This is a genomic window from Sphingomonas faeni, assembly GCF_040407505.1.
GTDB classification, from domain to species: domain Bacteria; phylum Pseudomonadota; class Alphaproteobacteria; order Sphingomonadales; family Sphingomonadaceae; genus Sphingomonas; species Sphingomonas faeni_E.
Genome location: NZ_JAPZPQ010000001.1, coordinates 104507 through 123034, shown reverse-complemented (window position 1 = coordinate 123034; position 18528 = coordinate 104507). Strand labels below are relative to the sequence as shown.

Sequence of the window (18528 nt, the reverse complement as noted above, 5' to 3'; positions counted from 1 at the left end):
CGCGACATTTCTCGACTTCGCACGCGACCGGCGGCAGGATACGCAGATGATCACACCACGCACCGGCGGCCGTATTCTGGTCGACCAACTCGTCGCACAGGGCTGCGACCGGATATTCACCGTGCCGGGGGAGAGCTTCCTCGCCGTGCTCGATGCGCTGCATGATACGCCGGCGATCGACCTCGTGGTGTGTCGGCAGGAGGGCGGTGTCGGGTTCATGGCGTGCGCGGACGGGACGCTGACGCATCGGCCGGGGGTGGCGTTCGTGACCCGCGGGCCGGGCGCGACCAACGCGTCGATCGGCGTGCACGTCGCGATGCAGGATTCGCAGCCGATGATCCTCTTCGTGGGCGATATCGACCGCGGCACGCGCGACCGCGAGGCGTTCCAGGAGATCGATTTCCAGGCGATGTTTGCCCCCATCGCGAAGTGGGCGGCGCGGATCGACGATGCGCGGCGGATCCCGGAATATGTCGCGCGGGCCTATGCGACGGCGATGTCGGGGCGGCCGGGGTCGGTGGTGCTGGCGTTGCCTGAGGACATGCTGCTGGATGTGGTCGAGGCGGTCGATCGGCCTCGGGTCGAGCGGGTCGCACAAGCTTGCGATACCGATACGTTGGACTTGCTCGCCGACCTTTTGACAACGGCGGAGCGGCCGTTAGCGATCGTCGGCGGCGCAGGCTGGGATGTAGCGGCGTCAGGGGCGTTCTCGACTTGGGCAGATCGTAACGGGATCCCGGTGGTGGCGGCGTTTCGGCGGCAGGATGCGATCCCGAACGACTGCCCGGTTTGGGCTGGAAATTTGGGGTATGGACCCAATCCGAAGCTGGTCGAGCGGGTGAAGGCGGCGGATCTGCTGCTGGTCGTCGGGCCGCGGCTGGGGGAGGCGACGACCGATGGGTATGCGCTGATCACGCCCGATCATTCTGGGCAGCGTCTGATCCACGTCCACCCCGATCCGGACGAACTGCACCGGACTTACCGCGCGGACGTGGCGGTGTGTGCGGGGATGGAGGAGTTTGCCGAAGCGTTGCTGGCGGTCGACCTACCGCCGCGAACTGCCGGGGCGGAGGCGCATGCGGAGTGGCTTGCGTGGTCGACGCCAAGCCCGCGTGACCTCGTCATGGACCTCGGCCCCTGCGTAACGGCGATGCGAGAGCGGCTGCCGGCGGATGCGATCATCTGCAACGGCGCGGGGAATTACTCGGGCTGGTGGCATCGGTACTGGGCGTACGCCGGACCGGGCACGCAGCTAGCGCCGACGGCTGGAGCAATGGGGTACGGCGTGCCGGCCGCGGTCGCAGCATCGTTGCGTCATCCGGAACGGACCGTCGTGGCGCTGGCAGGCGACGGCTGCTTCCTGATGAACGGCCAAGAACTGGCAACAGCGGTCGCACACGGCGCGGACATTCTGGTGATCGTCGTGGATAATGGCGCCTACGGCACGATCCGCATGCATCAGGAGCGGGAGTATCCGGGGCGGGTGTCGGGGACTGGGTTGCGGAACCCGGACTTTGCTGCGCTGGGGCGGGCTTATGGGTGTTGGGCGGAGACGGTTTCTCGGACCGAAGATTTTGCGGGGACGCTGAACCAGGCGATGTCTCGGCCTGGGGTGCGGTTGCTGCATGTGGTGACGGATATCGAGGCGATTACCGCTGGGACTACGCTGGCGAAGGTTCGTGGGGGCTGACTTGCCTTCTGAAATAAGGCTCCGCGCTCCACATAAGCACCACCCCGGCGGAGGCCGGGGCCCAATTGGGGAACGGCTGTAACGAGGGACGAGCCTCCGTTATATCGGCCTTGCCAATTGGGCCCCGGCCTTCGCCGGGGCGGAGGTAGTTGTCGCGGGTGACTTCATCCGCGCAGCCACTGGACCCCCGCAAAGGCGGGGGTCCAGGAGTCAAGGCAGCTAGCGGTACTTAGCTGGGCCCCCGCGTCCGCGGGGGAACATTGCTTGGGGTTAGCTTGCTGCGGCGGCGAGTTCAGGCGCCCGCCGCTTCCAACTTCGTCCGCACCGCCGCCACTGCTTCCGCAGCCTTGTCGCCTTCAGGTCCACCGCCCTGAGCCATGTCGGGACGGCCGCCGCCGCCCTGCCCGCCCAGCGTCGCCACCGCGATCTTGAGCAGGTCGACGGCGTTGTGGCTGGGCACCAGGTCCGCCGTCACGCCGACCGCGACCGAAGCGCGGCCGTCGTTGATCGCGACCATCACCGCGATACCCGAACCCAGACGCTGCTTGGCCTCGTCGACCGCTCCGCGCAGGCCCTTGGCTTCGAAGTCGTTGAGCACCTGGCCGATGAACGCGACGTTGCCGACTTGCTCCGGGCCAGCCGCTTCGCCCGATCCACCGCCGCCGAGCGCGAGCGCCTTCTTCGCGTCGGCGAGTTCGCGTTCGAGGCGGCGGCGGTCTTCGAGCAGCGATGCGACGCGCGCCGGGACCTCGTCGGGGGTCGATTTGAGTACCGCCGCAGCCTCGCGGAGGCGATCGTCGCGGCTGGTTAGATAGGCGCGCGCCGCTTCGCCGGTGAGCGCCTCGACACGGCGGATGCCGCTGGAGACCGCGCCTTCGCCGACGACCTTGAACAGGCCGATGTCGCCGAGCGCGTTGACATGCGTGCCGCCGCACAGCTCGATCGAGTAGGTGCCCTCGTCGGTCGATCCCATCGATACGACGCGAACCTCGTCGCCGTATTTCTCGCCGAACAGTGCCATCGCACCCATCGCGATCGCGTCGTCGGGGGTCATCAGCAGCGTCGTCACCGCGCCGTTGCCGCGGACCTGCGCGTTCACGTCGGCCTCGACCTGCGCGATGTCGGCGGGGGTCATCGCGACCGGCTGCGAGAAGTCGAAGCGCAGGCGGTCGGGCGCGACGAGGCTCCCTTTCTGCGCGACGTGCGTGCCGAGGCGCTCGCGGAGGGCCTCGTGCAGGAGGTGCGTTGCGGAGTGATTGGCGCGGATCTGTGCGCGGCGGGCGACGTCGATCTGGAGCTTGACCGGGTCGCCGACCTTGATCTCGCCGGCGTCGACGATCGCGTGATGGACGAACACGCGGCCGAGTTGCTTCGAGGTCTCGGTGACGTTCGCGCGCAGGCCGCTGTCGTTCGAGATGTGGCCCGCGTCGCCGACCTGGCCGCCGCTTTCGCCGTAGAAAGGCGTCTGGTTGACGACGATCGCCACCGTATCGCCGGTGGTGGCGTGGTCAACGCGGGCTCCGTCCTTGACCAGTGCGACGACTTCGCCCTCGCCCGTATCCGATGCGTAGCCGAGGAATTCGGTGCCGCCGGTCTGCTCGACGATGTCGAACCAGATATCGTCCGAGGCCTTCGCGCCCGAGCCCTTCCAGGCGGCGCGGGCGGCGCGCTTCTGTTCGGCCATCGCGGTGTCGAAGCCTTCGCGGTCGACCGCGATGTTGCGTTCGCGCAGCGCGTCCTCGGTCAAGTCGTACGGGAAGCCGTAGGTGTCGTAGAGCTTGAATGCGACGTCGCCGGCGAGCGTGCCGTCGGTCATCCCGGTGGTCGCTTCGTCGAGCAGCTTCAGCCCCTTGTCGAGCGTCTGGCGGAAGCGCGTTTCCTCCTGCTGCAACGTCGCCTCGATCAGCGGACGTGCGCGCGACAGCTCGGGATAGGCGGCGCCCATTTCGGTAACGAGGGCGGGGACCAGACGGTGCATCAGCGGCTGCTTGGCGCCGAGGATGTGCGCGTGGCGCATCGCGCGGCGCATGATCCGGCGCAGGACATAGCCGCGGCCCTCGCTCGCGGGCAGCACGCCGTCCGCGATCAGGAAGCCCGCGGTGCGCAGGTGATCGGCGATCACGCGGTGGCTGGCGGTGTTGGCGCCATCGGTTGCGGTGTGCGTCAGCGCGCCCGAGGCGGCGATCAGCGCCTTGAACGTGTCGGTGTCGTAATTGTCGGTGACGCCCTGCATGACCGCGGCGATGCGCTCGAGCCCCATGCCGGTGTCGATCGAGGGCTTGGGCAGGTTGCCGACGATCTCGGCATTCTCCTGCTCGTATTGCATGAACACGAGGTTCCAGATCTCGACGAAGCGATCGCCGTCCTCGTCGGGGCTGCCGGGAGGGCCGCCGAAGATGTGGTCGCCGTGATCGTAGAAGATTTCCGAGCACGGCCCGCACGGCCCGCTGTCGCCCATCGACCAGAAATTGTCCTTGGTCGGGATGCGGATGATGCGGTGATCGGGGAGGCCGGCGACCTTCTTCCAGAGATCGAACGCTTCGTCGTCGGTGTGGTAGACGGTGGCGGTCAATTTGTCGGGCGACAGGCCCCATTCGCGCGTCAGCAACGTCCAGGCGTGGACGATCGCCTGTTCCTTGAAATAATCGCCGAACGAGAAATTGCCGAGCATTTCGAAGAACGTGTGGTGGCGCGCGGTGTAGCCGACATTGTCGAGATCGTTGTGCTTGCCGCCGGCGCGGACGCATTTCTGCGACGAGGTGGCTGTGGTGTAGGGGCGCGATTCGAGGCCGGTGAAGACGTTCTTGAACGGCACCATCCCGGCGTTGACGAACATCAGCGTCGGGTCGTTCTGCGGCACGAGCGGTGCGCTGGGCACTATCTGGTGCCCCTGCGATCCGAAATAGTCGAGGAAGCCGCGGCGGATGTCGTTCGTCGATGTCATGCGCGGGGACTTAGGCGAGCGGGGCGGTTCGCTCAAGTGGAGGTGTAGCGCTCGCCTTGCACGCATCGTATTGAAACGAAGATGGCTTGTTTCCCCGCGAAGGCGGGGATCCAGACTGGGCTCCCGCCTTCGCGCGAGAACAAGGAGGCGGGTGCTGCGGTTCGTTGAGAGCTGCCGTTCGCCCAATGCACCACCCCGGCGAAGGCCGGGGCCCAATTGGAGAGGCGGAAATAATGGAGAGCAGCGCTTCGTTATCGCCGTCCCCCAATTGGGCCCCGGCCTTCGCCGGTGTGGTGGCGGTCCTTAGGCCTCCACTACCCCAACGGCGCATCCAGCGACCTGGGCGGCTCGCTGAACCATTTCGGGCCCGCATCAGTCATGTGGAAACAATCCTCGATCCGCACGCCGTACCTCCCGGGAATGTAGATGCCCGGCTCGTCCGAGAAACACATCCCCGCTGCGAGCCTGGTCGTCTCGCCGCGGACGAGGTTGACGGGTTCGTGGCCGTCCATGCCGATGCCGTGGCCGGTGCGATGCGACAGGCCGGGGAGCTTGTAGCCGGGGCCATAGCCGAGCGTTTCGTAATGGCGCCGCACCGCGTCGTCGATGCTGCCGGCGGGTGCGCCGATCTTGGCCGCGGCAAACGCGATCTGCTGGCCGCGGGCGACCTGGTCCCACGTCCTGCGCTGGTCGACGGTTGCCGCGCCGTGGACCCAGGTGCGCGAGATGTCGGACTGATAACCCTGCAAGGTGCAGCCACAGTCCATCAGCACGACCTGGCCGTCGGCGACGCGGTGGATCTCGCGGCTGCCGTGCGGATAGGCGGACGCCTCGCCGATCAGCGCGAGCGCGAATTCGGGCGCGCCGCCGAGTTTCTTGGTCGCGGCATTCATGAGCGCGCCGATTTCCGGGCCGGTCATGCCCTTCTCGACGCGCGGCTTGGTCCAGCGATAGGCGGCGAGCGTGACCTCGGTCGCCGCCTGCATCAGCGCGATCTCGGCGGGGGTCTTGATCATCCGGCAGGCGCGGACGACCGGGTCGGCGGAGACAATCCTCGCATCGGGCAGCACGCGCTGGAGCCCCGCATAAGCAAAGTAGCGCACCTCCGCCTCCAGCCCGATCGGCCGCGTGGCGAGCTTTCGGTCGCGCAGGAAGCCGGCGACCACGGCGAGCGGATTCTCGTCCTCCTGCCAGACGCGCACCTCGGCGGGGACGGCGAGCGTCTCGCGCACCGAGGGTTCCTCGAAGAACGGCGTGACGATGCACGGCTCGCCCTCGACCGGGAGGATCGCCAGCGTCAGCCGCTCGCTCGTGTGCCAGCGGACGCCGGTGAAGTAGATCATCGACGATCCCGGCTCGATCAGCACCGCGCCGATGCCCGCCGCCTTCATCAACGCCTGCGCGTGCACCAGCCTCGCAGCGCGTTCGGCGGTATCGATCGGCCTGGTCGTGCCGGTGATGTCGGACAGCGCCGACAGGTCCGGCTCAGCGGCGCGGAGGATCGCGGTGGTCGATAGCAATGGTGCCGCGATGGCGAGGCTCAGCAGGTCGCGGCGCGAGGGGCTGAAGGCGGGCTTGTGGCGTACGGTCGACATCGCCGGACGATAGGGTCCTTGACCCGGGCGCCGCAATCCCCTTCCCTGTTCGCACTTCTCGGGAGCGATTAATGGCCAAGCGGCTAACCTATTACATCTTGTTCGGCCTCGTCGCGGGGATGGTCGTCGGCTGGATCCTAAACGCGTCGATCGACAACGGCACGGCCGAGTCCGCCGAACGGCTGAAGGACATCGCCGGCTATTTCTCGATCGTGACGACGCTGTTCCTGCGGCTGATCAAGATGATCATCGCGCCGCTGGTGTTCTCGACGCTGGTGGTCGGGATCGCGCATATGGGCGATACCGGTGCGCTCGGGCGGGTCGGATTGCGCAGCCTCGGCTGGTTCATCTGCGCTAGCCTTTTGTCGCTCACCCTGGGCCTGATCCTCGTCAACGTGTTGAAGCCGGGTGTAGGTCTCGCGCTCGCGATCCCGCCGGCGACCGCGTCGAGCGGCGTCGACCGGGCGGCATTCGATCTCGCCAAGTTCATCACGCACATCATCCCCGATTCGATGATCGCGGCGATGGCGGGCAACGAGATCCTCCAGATCGTCGTGTTCTCGGTGTTCGTCGGCGTCGCGATCACCGCGGTCGGCGAGAAGGCCGCGCCGCTCGTGAAGGCGATCGAAGCGCTGGTCGCGGTGATGCTCCAGATCACCAACTACGTGATGCGGTTCGCGCCGTTCGCGGTGTTTGCGGCGGTGACCGCGACGCTTGCCGAGCGGGGCCCGACCATCCTCGGGCAGCTCGGGTATTTCATGCTGAGCTTCTATATCGGGCTGGCGCTGCTGTGGGCGGTGCTGATCGGGATCGCGTTCCTGCTGATCGGGCCGCGGACGCGGTTGCTCGTGCGGTATATCCGCGATCCGTTAATCCTGGCGTTCTCCGCGGCATCATCCGAGGCGGCGTATCCGCGGACGCTGGAGGCGCTCGACCGGTTCGGCGTGCCGCCGCGGATCGCCAGCTTCGTGCTGCCGCTGGGCTATTCGTTCAATCTCGACGGGTCGATGATGTACATGACGTTCGCGTCGCTGTTCATCGCGCAGGCGTACGGTATCCACATGCCGATCGGGCAGCAGATCGCGATGCTGTTGGTGCTGATGGTGACGTCGAAGGGGATTGCGGGGGTGCCTCGCGCATCGCTGGTGGTGATTGCGGGGACGCTGTCGATGTTCAAGATCCCGGAGGCGGGGATCCTGCTGATCCTGGCGGTGGATCATTTCCTCGACATGGGACGCTCGGCGACCAACGTGATCGGGAATGCCGTAGCGGCGACCGTGGTGGCGAAGTGGGAGGGCGGGCTCGACGAGCGGGAACCGGCCGATCGGGATTTCCCGCATGCGCCTACCGGGCATGGGCCAAAGGTGGACGTGGATAGCTACGAGAAGATCGGGCCGGGGCAGATTTGAGGTTAGACGGCATCTTGAACCGGTAACTTCTCAAGGCTGTCCTTTTACGCTGGCAGATCACTGAAGAAGTACCTCCCCGGCGACGGCCGGGGTCCACTTGGGAGACGCCAGTGATCACCGTAGCGCATCGTTATTTCGACCTTTCCAACTGGGCCCCGGCCTTCGCCGGGGTGGTCTTTGGGGGAGAGATCGTCTTCTTGGCCCCCATCTGGTTCCCGACTTGCGCTACTCAAGCGTAGGCGTAGGGGCCGCCCTTCTTGAGGCCGGCCTGATACGCGGGTCGCGCGTGGACCTTTGCCAGCCACGCGATCGTCGCGGGGCGGGACTCGTTGAGGCCGCCGCGGCTGCGGGCGGCTTCGAGGGGGAAGCTCATCATGATGTCGGCGGCGGTCATCTCGGCGCCGGCGAACCACGGGCGCTGCGACAGTTCGGATTCGACATAGTCGAGATGGACGTCGATCATCGGCTGGATCTTCTTGGTCGCCGCCTTGCCCAGGATCGGGATGCGCGCGAGGACGAGCTTGAGGAGCAGCGGCGGCATCATCGAGCCTTCGGCATAGTGGAGCCAGAAGCGGTAGCGCAGCGCGTCGGCGCGGTTGGCGGGGGCGCCGAGTTTGCCGTCCGCCTTGTCGACGAGATATTCGACGATCGCGCCGGTCTCGGCGACCACCTGGCCGTCATCTTCGATTACCGGCGACTTGCCGAGCGGATGGACCTGCTTGAGTTCGGGCGGGGCGAGCATCGTGGCCTTGTTCCGCTCGTAGCGCTTGATCTCGTAGGGGAGGCCGAGTTCCTCGAGCATCCAGAGGATCCGCTGCGATCGCGAGTTTTCGAGGTGGTGGACGATGATCATGCTGAACCCCCTGTTTTTTATTCGGACGATTTGCGCGCGGTCCAGATCCAGGCGGCGGCGGGGAATTCCACCGTGTCGCCGCGTCGGTACCGGTCGCAGACCTGGGTGAGACGCGCGATGTGGCGCTCGCGTTCCTCGGGGGCGACGTCGCGGATGGCGGAGGCGGCGGGGCCGATGCGGCGGAAATAGTCGACGGCGTCGGCTACGGGGTCGGTGCCTTCCCCTGCCCGGTAGGCGAATTCGACACGCTGGGGTGATGCGACATGCCAACCGGATTTCTCGAGAATACTCGCGACGTAGGTCGGGTCGGCGAAGGCGAAGGGGCCGGGTGCGGTGCTTGCCGAAGCGTCTGAATTGCCGCCGGTCGCGGTGATGATTTCGGTGGCCCAGCGGTTGGCGGCGCGGTCGACGAAACAGGAGAAGACGAGTGTTGCGTCTGGGGCGGCGGCTTCGGCTAATGTCGTGAAGGTGGCGACGGGGTCCGCGAAGAACATGACGCCGTGGCGGGATACGTAGAGGTCGATTGGGGCGTGGTTCGGGGCGGCGGCGGTGATGTCCGCGCATTCGAAGCTGGCGTTGAATGCGGTTTTGGCGCGGTGTTTGGCGGTCTCGATCAGGGTGGGTGAGAGATCTATGCCAGTTATCTGCGCGGTCGGGAGCGCTTGCGCGGTGGCTAGTGAGGTCGCGCCGGCGCCGCAGCCTATGTCGATGATCTTGCGGGTTTGGGGGATGGCGGCAGACAGGATCGCGGCGCTCAGATGCGGGGTCAGGTTGGTGAAACTGCGGTCGGTTCGGCGCCATTCCTCGGCCCAGACGTCGCCTATTCTGCCGGTCCAGTCGTAGGCGGTGGTCATGGGTCGGGGTACTTTTGGTTGCGGTTTGGGGCGGTGGTTCGGAGTGAAGTATAGGAAGTGTAGACGCTGGTGACGGTTTGGTGTTGCCAGATTTTGAGGCTTTCCCGAGCCTGGCGCGCTGCTTTTCCTTGTTTCCCCGCGAAGGCGGGGATCCAGACTGGGCTCCCGCCTTCGCGGGAGAACAAGGGGGGGGGCTCGTTCAAGAATGTGGGGTCATTGCCGCTAAAGAGCTTGGTTTAGCACAGAGTTTTATTTGCAGGGTCATGCCAACTGGGCCCCGGCCTTCGCCGGGGTGGTGTTGGGAGGTGGGCTGGCGCGGCGTCAGTTCACCATGTGTTCGAACTATCAGTCGTGCGCATCTTCGGCCTCATGAGCCATGGGCCAAGCACCATGCCCTCACCCTCCCATTGCGAAGGCAATGGGTCCCTCCCTCTCCCCGGAGGGAGAGGGAAAGTAGGGTTAGGCGTCGTCGCCTTCTTCGGGGCCAGCCATCATTTCTTCGGCGACCTTGTCGGTGCGCGCACGGATCTGCTTTTCGAGGCGGTCGGCGGTTTCGGGATTGTCCTTGAGGAACGTCTTCGAGTTCTCGCGGCCTTGCCCCAAACGAACGCTGTCGTAGCTGAACCACGCGCCGGACTTCTCGACCAGGCCCGCCTTCACGCCGAGATCTAGGATCTCGCCGAGCTTGGAGACGCCCTGCCCGTACATGATGTCGAACTCGACCTGCTTGAACGGCGGTGCGACCTTGTTCTTGACGACTTTGACGCGCGTTTGGTTGCCCGTCACCTCTTCGCCGGCCTTGATCGCGCCGATGCGGCGGATGTCGAGGCGGACCGAGGCGTAGAACTTCAGCGCGTTGCCGCCGGTCGTCGTCTCGGGGTTGCCGTACATGACGCCGATCTTCATGCGGAGCTGGTTGATGAAGATCACCATGCAGCGCGAGCGACTAATCGAGCCGGTCAGCTTGCGCAGCGACTGCGACATCAGGCGGGCCTGGAGGCCGACATGGCTGTCGCCCATCTCGCCTTCGATTTCGGCGCGCGGTACGAGCGCTGCGACCGAGTCGACCACGAGCACGTCGATCGCGTTCGAGCGGACCAGCGTATCGACGATCTCAAGCGCCTGCTCGCCGGTGTCCGGCTGCGAGACGATCAGTTCGTCGATGTTGACGCCGAGCTTCTTGGCGTAAACCGGGTCGAGCGCGTGCTCGGCATCGACGAACGCCGCGGTGCCACCGCCCTTCTGCGCCTCGGCGATCACGTGGAGCGCGAGCGTGGTCTTGCCCGAGCTTTCCGGACCGTAGATCTCGATCACGCGGCCGCGCGGCAGGCCGCCGACGCCGAGCGCGATGTCAAGCCCGAGCGAGCCGGTCGAGATGACCTCGACCTGCATGGTTTCCTTGGAGCCCAGGCGCATTGCCGAGCCCTTGCCGAAGGCGCGGTCGATCTGCGCGAGCGCGGCGTCGAGCGCCTTCTGCCGGTCGTTGGTTGCGGTTGCCATGCCGGTGTCGATCACTTTCAGATTAGCGGCCATCGAATATGCTCCCATCGCTAAAGCAAGCGCGCGTGCCATTCAACGCGTCAAACACCATGTATTCTCTTTGTTCTTTTGGAACAAGTGGGGAACGGTGGGTTTGTTGCGGGAAATTTGCGGCGGTGGCGTCGTGCAGAGCCCGTTGGGCGCGGGAACGGCGTCATTCTAGCATCCGCCGTGTCCGCATGCCCGAAGCTCCGGGCCTACGAGTTCGTGAGATCGTTGAGTGCAGGCGTTGGAAGACGGTCGATGCGGACACGATTCGGACAAATGCACCTCACCGGCGGAGGCCGGGTTCAAGTGGAGAGGTTGGCGTGACGGCGTGCGGCTGTCGTCAGGAGCGTTTCCCAACTGGGCCCCGGCCTTCGCCGGGGAGGTGCTTTTGTTGTGGGAGATAATGCCGAACACGTTCGGGATGACCGACGAGGGACGGGATCGGCGGTGTGGGCGCTTAGGTCGAGATCGGTTCGGGTTGTTTGGATGCAGGGTTTTGACGGCCGACTGATCTAAAGTTTGAAGGGTGTCTGTGACGGGCAGTTCGTTTGCGGCTCTGGATCCTGACTTTCGTCAGGACGACGGGCGGTGGCGGCGCTGTGACGCCCCGTCTCAAAGGTGCCGCCGCCTATCGATCGATCAGGCGAGCTTCGTTGCGAGCGTCCACCAGCCTTTGGCTTGGGCGGCGGTGGCGGCGGTGTCTCTGGCTTCGGGGGTTTCGAACAGCGCGAAGCAGGTGGCGCCGGAGCCAGACATCCTGGACAGGAGGACGCCTTGGGCTGCGTCGAGGAGCGTGCGGACTTCGGCGATTGCGGGGGCGAGGGCCAGCGCGGGGGGTTCGAGGTCGTTGCGGCCGGCTTTTGCACGATCGAGGAGATTGCCTTCGGGGATCGGGCCTCGGTCTTGGCCGTCCCAGGTCTTGAAGACGGCGGCGGTGGAGACCGCGACGCCGGGGTTTACGAGCAGGAGGGGGGTGCCGGACAGGCCTTCCAGGGTGGTGAGAGTGTCGCCTTTGCCGGTGCCGAGTGTGGTGCGGTTGGCTAGGCAGGCGGGGACGTCTGCGCCGAGCTGTGCGGCGATTTCGTAGAGGCGGGGGTCGGTTGGGGGTACGCCGTGGAGGCGGGCCAGCGCGCGGAGCGTGGCGGCGGCGTCCGCTGAACCTCCGCCTATGCCTGAGGCGATGGGGAGGTGCTTTTCTAGGGTTATGGCGTGGTGGGTGTTCGGGGCGAAGGCGGTGGTGAAGGCGTCTGCTGCGGCGGTTACGAGGTTGCCTTGCCAGGGGGCGGCGCCTGGAGTGGGGCTAAACAAGCGCGGTGCTTCGTTGTTGTCCGTCCCCAATTGGGCCCCGGCCTTCGCCGGGGTGGTGTTGGGGGTCGGGGTGATGCTCTCGACGGGGAGGAGTGCTGCGGCGAAGGGGCCGGTTATGGTGAAGCTGTTGGTTTGGGCGGGTTCTACCGTGATCAGGTCGCCTTCCGTGGCGAAGGCGAAGAGCGTTTCGAGATCATGGTAGCCGTCGGGGCGGCGGCGGCGGACGTGGAGGGCTAGGTTGATCTTGGCGGGAGCGGGTTCGGTGATGGCGGGCATTGTCGGTCTCGGGGTTTGGCGGCGGGCTTGGTGCGTGCTTTGCCTATGCGCTTAGCCAACAATCGACCGTCATCCCAGCGAACGCTGGGATCTTATCGTTTGGCGGGCGGTGCGCGCCTCGTGGGAGATCCCAGCGTTCGCTGGGGTGACGGATGTTGGCCGAGCAAGCCCCTTCCCTCTCGGCTTTAGGGCGGGAGTCGTTGTTTCAGCGGCGGGCATTGGCGGGAAGGCCGTTGGCGATCTTGGCGGTTATGCGCGCCGTGTCTGCGGGTTCGGCGGTCAGCAACGCGGCGCGCCAGGCGTAGCGCGCTTCGTAGTTTCGGCCGGTGCTCCAATAGGCGTCGCCGAGGTGGTCGGCAATTTCTGCGTTGGTGGGTTCGGCTTGCGCGGCGGCTTCGAGCAGGGGGAGCGCTCGGGCGGTGTTGCCGGAGAGGTGGTAGGCCCAGCCCAGCGAGTCGGTGATCGACGCGTTGGTCGGGTCGATCCGGCTGGCGCGTTCTAACAGCTTGATCGAGGCGGGGATGTCGTCGCCGTGCTCGACTTGCGCGAAGCCGAGATAATTGAGCGCGAGCGGTTGCGCGGGGCCGCGGGCGACGGCTTTTTCCAGTGCGTCGCGCGCTTCGGGCCAGCGGCCGGCCTGGTCGAGTGCGCCGCCATATTGCAGCCAGTTGCCCCAGCTGCCGCCCTTCGCGCCGTCGGCGGCGATGATGCGCTGGTACCAGGTCGCGGCTTCGGCGGGGTTGCCGGTGGTCAGCAGCAGGTCGGCGTAGCGTTGCCAGTCGGCGGGCTCCGACCCCTTCTGGTCGACGCGGTTCTTGGCGGCGGCGAGCGCTTCGCCGTTGCGGTCGGCGGTGGCGAGGATGTCGATGCGTTCGGCGGCGGCTGCTGGGGCGGACGGGCTCTTTGCGTCGACGCCGTCGAGAACGACGAGCGCCCGGTCGACCAGCTTGTTGCGGGCGAGCGCGTCGGCGAGGAGGACGCGCGCTGCGTCGTAGGTGGGGTCGGCGCGCAGGGCTGCCTGGGTGAGTGCGATCGACAGCGGCGAGGGTTCGCCTGCGCTGAGGTCGCTGGCGAGGCGGGCGAGCAGGCGCGAGACGCCGATCGACAGCGGTTGCTTGCGCGGTGCCGCGGCGATGAGAGCGCGCGTTTCCGTGGCGAAGCGGTTGGCGACGGGGTCTTTCGCTGCGGTCGCTAGCGACGGTTCGGGATCACGGCCCTCGGCATGCGCGACCCACGCGTAGAGCGAGGGCGCGAGGACTACGAGGGGGCCGCTCGACAACGTGCCGATCGCAGCGCTGGCGGCCTTCGCGTCGTTGCGGCGGGCGGCATCGGCGAGCGGGATCAGCGCGGCGTCGGCGGGGGCAACGCCGGCCTTGTCCAGTACCGCGACGGCGCGCGTGGCGAGCGGCATGTCGCCCGCCTCGAGCGCTTCACGATAGGCGCGGATCGCGACGACGGGATCGTCGGGCGATGCCGCCAGCACCTTGGCGTAACTGGCCGCTGCGAGGTCGGTCTCGCCGGCGGCATCGGCAGCGCGGGCCTTCAGATAGGCGGACAAATCGGTTGTCGCCGCCGTGGCGGGCGCCGCCACGACGAGACCGAGTGCGAGAAACAGACGCTTACATGTTGGGATAATTGGGGCCTCCGCCGCCCTCGGGTACGACCCAGTTGATGTTCTGGGTGGGGTCCTTGATGTCGCAGGTCTTGCAGTGGACGCAGTTCTGCGCGTTGATGACGAACTTCGGATCGGCAGTGTCCTCGCCGACGACTTCGTAAACGCCGGCCGGGCAATAGCGTTGCGCGGGCTCGTCGTACATCGGCAGGTTGTAGGCGATCGGCACGCTCGCGTCCTTGAGCGTCAGGTGGACCGGCTGGTCCTCCTCGTGGTTAGTGTTCGAGATGAAGACGGAGGACAGGCGGTCGAACGTCAGGACGCCATCGGGCTTCGGATAGACGATCGGCTTGACGAGATCCTTGCGCCACAGGCTCTCATTATCGGGATGATGGTGCATCGTGAAAGGCACCTTGATGCCCAGATGCTCCATCCACATCGTCACGCCGGCGAGGCCCGAGCCGACGAGGTCGCCGAACTTCTTGACCAGCGGCACGACGTTGCGGACGACCGACAGCTCTTTCTTCACCCACGATTTCTCGAACGCCTCGGGATAGGCGGCGAGTTCGTCGTGACCGCGCTGCGAGACGATCGCCTCGACCGCGGCTTCGGCGGCCATCATGCCGGACTTCATCGCGGTATGCGTGCCCTTGATCCGCGGGACGTTGAGGAAGCCCGCGCTGTCGCCGATGAGGGCGGCACCGGGCATGACGAGCTTGGGGATCGACTGCAGCCCGCCATCGCTGATCGCGCGCGCGCCGTAGCTGACGCGCTTGGCGCCCTTGAGAAGCGCGGCGATCTCGGGATGCGTCTTCCAGCGCTGCATCTCGCTGAACGGCGAGAGATACGGGTTGGTGTAGTTCAGCCACGTGACGAAGCCGATCGAGACCTGGCCGTTCGCCTGGTGATAGATCCAGCCGCCGCCGTTCGAGCCGTCGGTTTCGGACAACGGCCAGCCCTGCGTATGGATGACGCGGCCGGGGACGTGGAGTTCGGGATCGATGTCCCACAGCTCCTTGATGCCGAGGCCGTAGACCTGCGGATCGCTGTCCTTGTCGAGCGCGAATGTGCGGATCAGTTCCTTCGTCAGGTGCCCGCGGCAGCCTTCCGAGAAGAAGGTGTATTTGGCGTGGAGTTCGAGGCCGGGGGTGTAGTCGCCCTTGTGCGTGCCGTCGCGGGCGACGCCCATGTCGCCGGTCGCGACGCCCTTCACCGAGCCGTCATCGTTGAACAGGATCTCGGCAGCTGCAAAGCCCGGGAAGATCTCGACGCCGAGTTCCTCCGCCTTGCCCGCGAGCCAGCGGCAAAGGTTGCCGAGCGAGCCGGTATACGTGCCCTTGTTGTGCATGAACGAGGGCGTGACGAAGTGCGGCATCTCGCTCTTCTTCGTCTTGGTCAGGATCCAGTGATGGTTCTCGGTCACCGGGACTTCGGCCAGCGGGCAGCCGTCCTCGCGCCAGGTCGGCAGCAGTTCGTCGAGGCTCTTGGGATCGATGACCGCGCCCGACAGGATGTGCGCGCCGACTTCGGAGCCCTTTTCGAGCACGCAGACGCTGATCTCGGCGTCCTTCTCCGCGGCCAGCTGTTTCAGGCGGATCGCTGCCGAGAGACCGGCCGGGCCAGCGCCGACGATCACCACGTCGTACGGCATCGATTCACGTGTCGTCATCATCGTCTCCCGGGGGATGTCCCCTATTGCCATAGCTTTGCGCCCCACCCTTCGTTCGGGCTCGGGCGGGCACCATCTTGTCCAATACGGCGATTGCGCGAGTTGACCGCCACGTCAACCATACAGCATAGGTTACCCCGTGGGGGCGGACCAAACTATCGATTGGCGAAACGCCGCCGCGAGCGCGCTCGATTGGTGGCACGAGGCTGGCGTTGACACGCTGGTCGACGACGTTCCACGCGACTGGTTCGCGGCGCCCGAACCGCTTGTCGTTCCCTCCGCTGCGCCTGCTGCACCGGTCGTCGCACCGTCCGCGATGCCGCATTTGCTGGCTGATTTCCTCGCCTGGCGGAACAGTTCGGAGGTTCCCGAGGCGGACTGGAGCGGGGTTTCGCTTTCGGCGGTGGGCCCGACTGACGCTACGGTCATGGTGCTTGTCGATTGCCCCGACCGCGACGACGGCGATGCGGGCGCGTTGTTGAGTGGCGCATCGGGACGGTTGCTCGACAAGATGCTCGCAGCGATCGGTCTGACACGTGACGAAGTACATCTCGCGGCGGTTTGCGCGAAGCGGCCGACGGCGGGGCGGATCCAGAGCGAGGTCGAGGCGCGGCTGTCGGAAATCGCCAAGCATCACATCGGGTTGGTTGCGCCCAGGCGGCTGCTGTTGCTGGGCAATGCGGCGAGCCGTGCCATCCTCGGGACGGAATTACAGGCGGCGCGCGGGCGTTTGCACGGATTTAACCATAAGACCGGACAAATGGGGTCCGGTTCGGCGTCTGGCGAAGCATCCAGCGAGACCGGTGTGGTCGCGAGCTTTCATCCGCGGTTTCTGATCGAGAAGCCCGCGGCCAAGGCCGAGGCCTGGAAGGATTTGCAGATGTTGATGCGCGGACTGACGTCGCAAGAGGGTGTGAGATGATTCGGACTCTAGCTATCGTTCTGGGGCTCAGCGCCCTCCCCTTTCCAGCACTCGCGGCGACCGTTGCTGGCGAGCCCGCCGGCGACGCGCGGCTCGGCACGACGCAGTTGATCGGCGCACCGACGATCGAGCAGATCCCCGACCAGCTCGATGCGAGCCAGCGCGAGGCCTACAGGACCGTGTTTGCCGCGATCCGCGACGGCAAGTGGACCGACGCGCAGATCGGGCTCGACACGATGAAGCCGGGCCCGCTGCACGCGATCGCACGCGCTGAGATGTATACGGCGAAGGGCTCGCCGCGCGTCGAGATGGAGCCGCTCGTCGCGCTGCTCAACGAAGCGCCCGAACTGCCCGAAGCTGCACAGATCTCGCGCCTTGCGACGACCCGCGGCGCGGTCGACCTGCCTCCCCTCCCGGCAGCACAGCGGTTGATCTGGCAGGACGGCGCGCCGCGTCGCGTCCGTGCGAAAAGCCTGCAGGGCGACATGATCGCCGCCGATCTCGCGTTGAAGATGCAGCCCTACGTCAAGGCGGACATGGGCCGCGAGGCGCAGTCGCTGCTGGAAAGCACGCCGGGGCTCACTCCCGAGGCGCTGACCGAGTGGCAGCAGAAGATCGCGTGGATCTATTTCCTCCAGGGCGATGACGTGAACGCGCGCGTGATGGCGGCAAAGGCACAGGACGGCGTCGGCGACTGGGCAGTGCAAGGCCGCTGGGTCGGCGCATTGTCGGCGTGGCGACAGAATGATTGCGCGAACGCCGAGACCGGGTTCGAGGGTGTCGCGGCGCGTGCCGGCGACGTCGATCTCCGCGCGGCGGCGCTATACTGGGCGTCGCGCGCGGACATGGTGTGCTCGCGGCCCGACAAGATTGAAGGCCGACTGAAGGCGGCGGCACAGTTCGGCGAGAGCTTCTACGGCCAGCTTGCGCGCCAGCAGCTCGCGATGAAGGACAAGGGGACGTCGGTCGGCGGGCTCGTCGCCAGCGACTGGAAGGTCGTCGGCAAACGCCCCAACGTCCGTGTCGCAGCGGCACTGGTCGAGGTCGGCGAGACCGATCTGGCCGACACCGTGATCCGCCAGCAGGCCAAGATCGGCGACCCGCGCGAGTTCGCCAACTTGGTCCGGGTGGCGGAAGCGCTGAGCCTGCCGGCAACGACCGTCTGGCTCGCGCACAATTGCCCGCAGGGGGTCACGTCGACCGCCGAGGCGCGGTATCCGACGCCGAACTGGACGCCCGACAGTGGCTGGCACATCGACAAGGCGTTGGTCTATGCGCACACGCTTGAGGAATCGCGGTTCCGCAACACGATCAAGAGCCCGGCTGGTGCGTACGGCCTCATGCAGATCATGCCCGCCGCTGCGACCGATTTTGCGCGCGAGCGTGGCACCTCGATCGACGTGAAAGCGCTGACCAAGCCCAGCACCAACATGGATGTCGGCCAGCGTCATCTCGAGCGGCTGCGCGACATGGCGGGCGTCACCGGCGGACTGCTACCGAAGGTGATCGCGGCGTATAACGCCGGCCCGCGCCCGGTCGGCGACTGGAACGCGATCGTCCACGATAACGGCGACCCGCTGATGTATATCGAGAGCATCCCGTATTGGGAGACGCGCGGCTACGTGACGACCGTGCTGCGCAACTACTGGATGTACGAGGCACAGGGCGGCAAGAGGGCATCGACCAGCCGCAACGCGCTCGCGCAGGGCATGTGGCCGCGCTTCCCCGGCCTGCCGGGGGCGACCGCGGTGCGGATGGCAGCCAAGCCGTACACGCAATATCGTGCCAGCACGGTGCCCTTGAATGCCACCGTCGCGGTGAATGCCAGCGTCGGACCGCAATCCACCACCGTCACGCGCGCGGACTGAG

12 protein-coding genes are annotated in these 18528 nt (G+C 66.4%); 4 read left to right on the top strand and 8 right to left on the bottom strand.

Annotated features, from left to right (window positions below):
- The first annotated feature begins 46 nt into the window (after positions 1-46).
- On the top strand, positions 47-1690 hold the full coding sequence (locus O6X71_RS00555; protein ID WP_353463999.1) for a thiamine pyrophosphate-binding protein: 1644 nt from the start codon (positions 47-49) through the stop codon (positions 1688-1690).
- 292 nt (positions 1691-1982) lie between these two features.
- Here O6X71_RS00555 and alaS read toward each other — a convergent pair whose 3' ends face one another.
- Both alaS and O6X71_RS00545 read right to left on the bottom strand, forming a co-directional pair.
- On the bottom strand, positions 1983-4634 hold the full coding sequence (gene alaS / locus O6X71_RS00550; RefSeq protein WP_353463997.1) for an alanine--tRNA ligase: 2652 nt from the start codon (positions 4632-4634) through the stop codon (positions 1983-1985).
- Positions 4635-4948: 314 nt separating this feature from the next.
- Positions 4949-6229: a M24 family metallopeptidase gene (locus O6X71_RS00545; RefSeq protein ID WP_353463995.1), complete on the bottom strand. Its 1281-nt coding sequence runs from the start codon at positions 6227-6229 to the stop codon at positions 4949-4951.
- A 71-nt stretch (positions 6230-6300) separates the two neighbouring features.
- On the opposite strand from O6X71_RS00545, the gene O6X71_RS00540 reads away from it, so the two are divergent.
- The gene (locus O6X71_RS00540; RefSeq protein WP_353463993.1) at positions 6301-7638 is read left to right on the top strand and encodes a dicarboxylate/amino acid:cation symporter; all 1338 of its coding nucleotides are present in this window, start codon (positions 6301-6303) and stop codon (positions 7636-7638) included.
- A 229-nt stretch (positions 7639-7867) separates the two neighbouring features.
- On the opposite strand, the gene O6X71_RS00535 is transcribed toward O6X71_RS00540, so the two are convergent.
- The 6 genes from O6X71_RS00535 to O6X71_RS00510 all read right to left on the bottom strand — a co-directional run bounded on the left by O6X71_RS00535 (position 7868) and on the right by O6X71_RS00510 (position 15737).
- Positions 7868-8491, bottom strand: a complete 624-nt coding sequence (locus O6X71_RS00535) for a glutathione S-transferase family protein (protein ID WP_353463992.1) — start codon at positions 8489-8491, stop codon at positions 7868-7870.
- A 17-nt stretch (positions 8492-8508) separates the two neighbouring features.
- Positions 8509-9345 carry a class I SAM-dependent methyltransferase gene (locus tag O6X71_RS00530; RefSeq protein ID WP_353463990.1) on the bottom strand — a complete coding sequence of 279 codons (837 nt, stop codon included), beginning with the start codon at positions 9343-9345 and terminating at the stop codon, positions 8509-8511.
- A 459-nt stretch (positions 9346-9804) separates the two neighbouring features.
- Complete coding sequence (gene recA, locus O6X71_RS00525) at positions 9805-10878, bottom strand: recombinase RecA (RefSeq protein ID WP_056047175.1); 1074 nt, start codon at positions 10876-10878, stop codon at positions 9805-9807.
- Positions 10879-11511: 633 nt separating this feature from the next.
- Positions 11512-12456: a 4-(cytidine 5'-diphospho)-2-C-methyl-D-erythritol kinase gene (locus O6X71_RS00520; protein WP_353463988.1), complete on the bottom strand. Its 945-nt coding sequence runs from the start codon at positions 12454-12456 to the stop codon at positions 11512-11514.
- Between the two features lie 205 nt (positions 12457-12661).
- Positions 12662-14047 carry a tetratricopeptide repeat protein gene (locus tag O6X71_RS00515; RefSeq protein WP_353463986.1) on the bottom strand — a complete coding sequence of 462 codons (1386 nt, stop codon included), beginning with the start codon at positions 14045-14047 and terminating at the stop codon, positions 12662-12664.
- A 28-nt stretch (positions 14048-14075) separates the two neighbouring features.
- Positions 14076-15737: an electron transfer flavoprotein-ubiquinone oxidoreductase gene (locus tag O6X71_RS00510; RefSeq protein ID WP_353463984.1), complete on the bottom strand. Its 1662-nt coding sequence runs from the start codon at positions 15735-15737 to the stop codon at positions 14076-14078.
- Positions 15738-15876: 139 nt separating this feature from the next.
- Between O6X71_RS00510 and O6X71_RS00505 the strand changes: the two genes are divergently transcribed.
- Positions 15877-16659, top strand: coding sequence for a uracil-DNA glycosylase (locus O6X71_RS00505; RefSeq protein WP_353463982.1), 783 nt, complete (start codon positions 15877-15879; stop codon positions 16657-16659).
- On the top strand, positions 16656-18527 hold the full coding sequence (locus O6X71_RS00500; protein WP_353463980.1) for a lytic transglycosylase domain-containing protein: 1872 nt from the start codon (positions 16656-16658) through the stop codon (positions 18525-18527). The genes O6X71_RS00505 and O6X71_RS00500 overlap by 4 nt, the downstream gene beginning before the upstream one ends.
- Position 18528 lies beyond the last annotated feature (1 nt).

Bases quoted from the DNA above. Each gene is read 5' to 3' on its own strand.
- O6X71_RS00555 (WP_353463999.1), top strand. From the start codon at position 47: ATGATCACACCACGCACCGGCGGCCGTATTCTGGTCGACCAACTCGTC.
- alaS (WP_353463997.1), bottom strand. From the start codon at position 4,634: ATGACATCGACGAACGACATCCGCCGCGGCTTCCTCGACTATTTCGGA.
- O6X71_RS00545 (WP_353463995.1), bottom strand. From the start codon at position 6,229: ATGTCGACCGTACGCCACAAGCCCGCCTTCAGCCCCTCGCGCCGCGAC.
- O6X71_RS00540 (WP_353463993.1), top strand. From the start codon at position 6,301: ATGGCCAAGCGGCTAACCTATTACATCTTGTTCGGCCTCGTCGCGGGG.
- O6X71_RS00535 (WP_353463992.1), bottom strand. From the start codon at position 8,491: ATGATCATCGTCCACCACCTCGAAAACTCGCGATCGCAGCGGATCCTC.
- O6X71_RS00530 (WP_353463990.1), bottom strand. From the start codon at position 9,345: ATGACCACCGCCTACGACTGGACCGGCAGAATAGGCGACGTCTGGGCC.
- recA (WP_056047175.1), bottom strand. From the start codon at position 10,878: ATGGCCGCTAATCTGAAAGTGATCGACACCGGCATGGCAACCGCAACC.
- O6X71_RS00520 (WP_353463988.1), bottom strand. From the start codon at position 12,456: ATGCCCGCCATCACCGAACCCGCTCCCGCCAAGATCAACCTAGCCCTC.
- O6X71_RS00510 (WP_353463984.1), bottom strand. From the start codon at position 15,737: ATGACGACACGTGAATCGATGCCGTACGACGTGGTGATCGTCGGCGCT.
- O6X71_RS00500 (WP_353463980.1), top strand. From the start codon at position 16,656: ATGATTCGGACTCTAGCTATCGTTCTGGGGCTCAGCGCCCTCCCCTTT.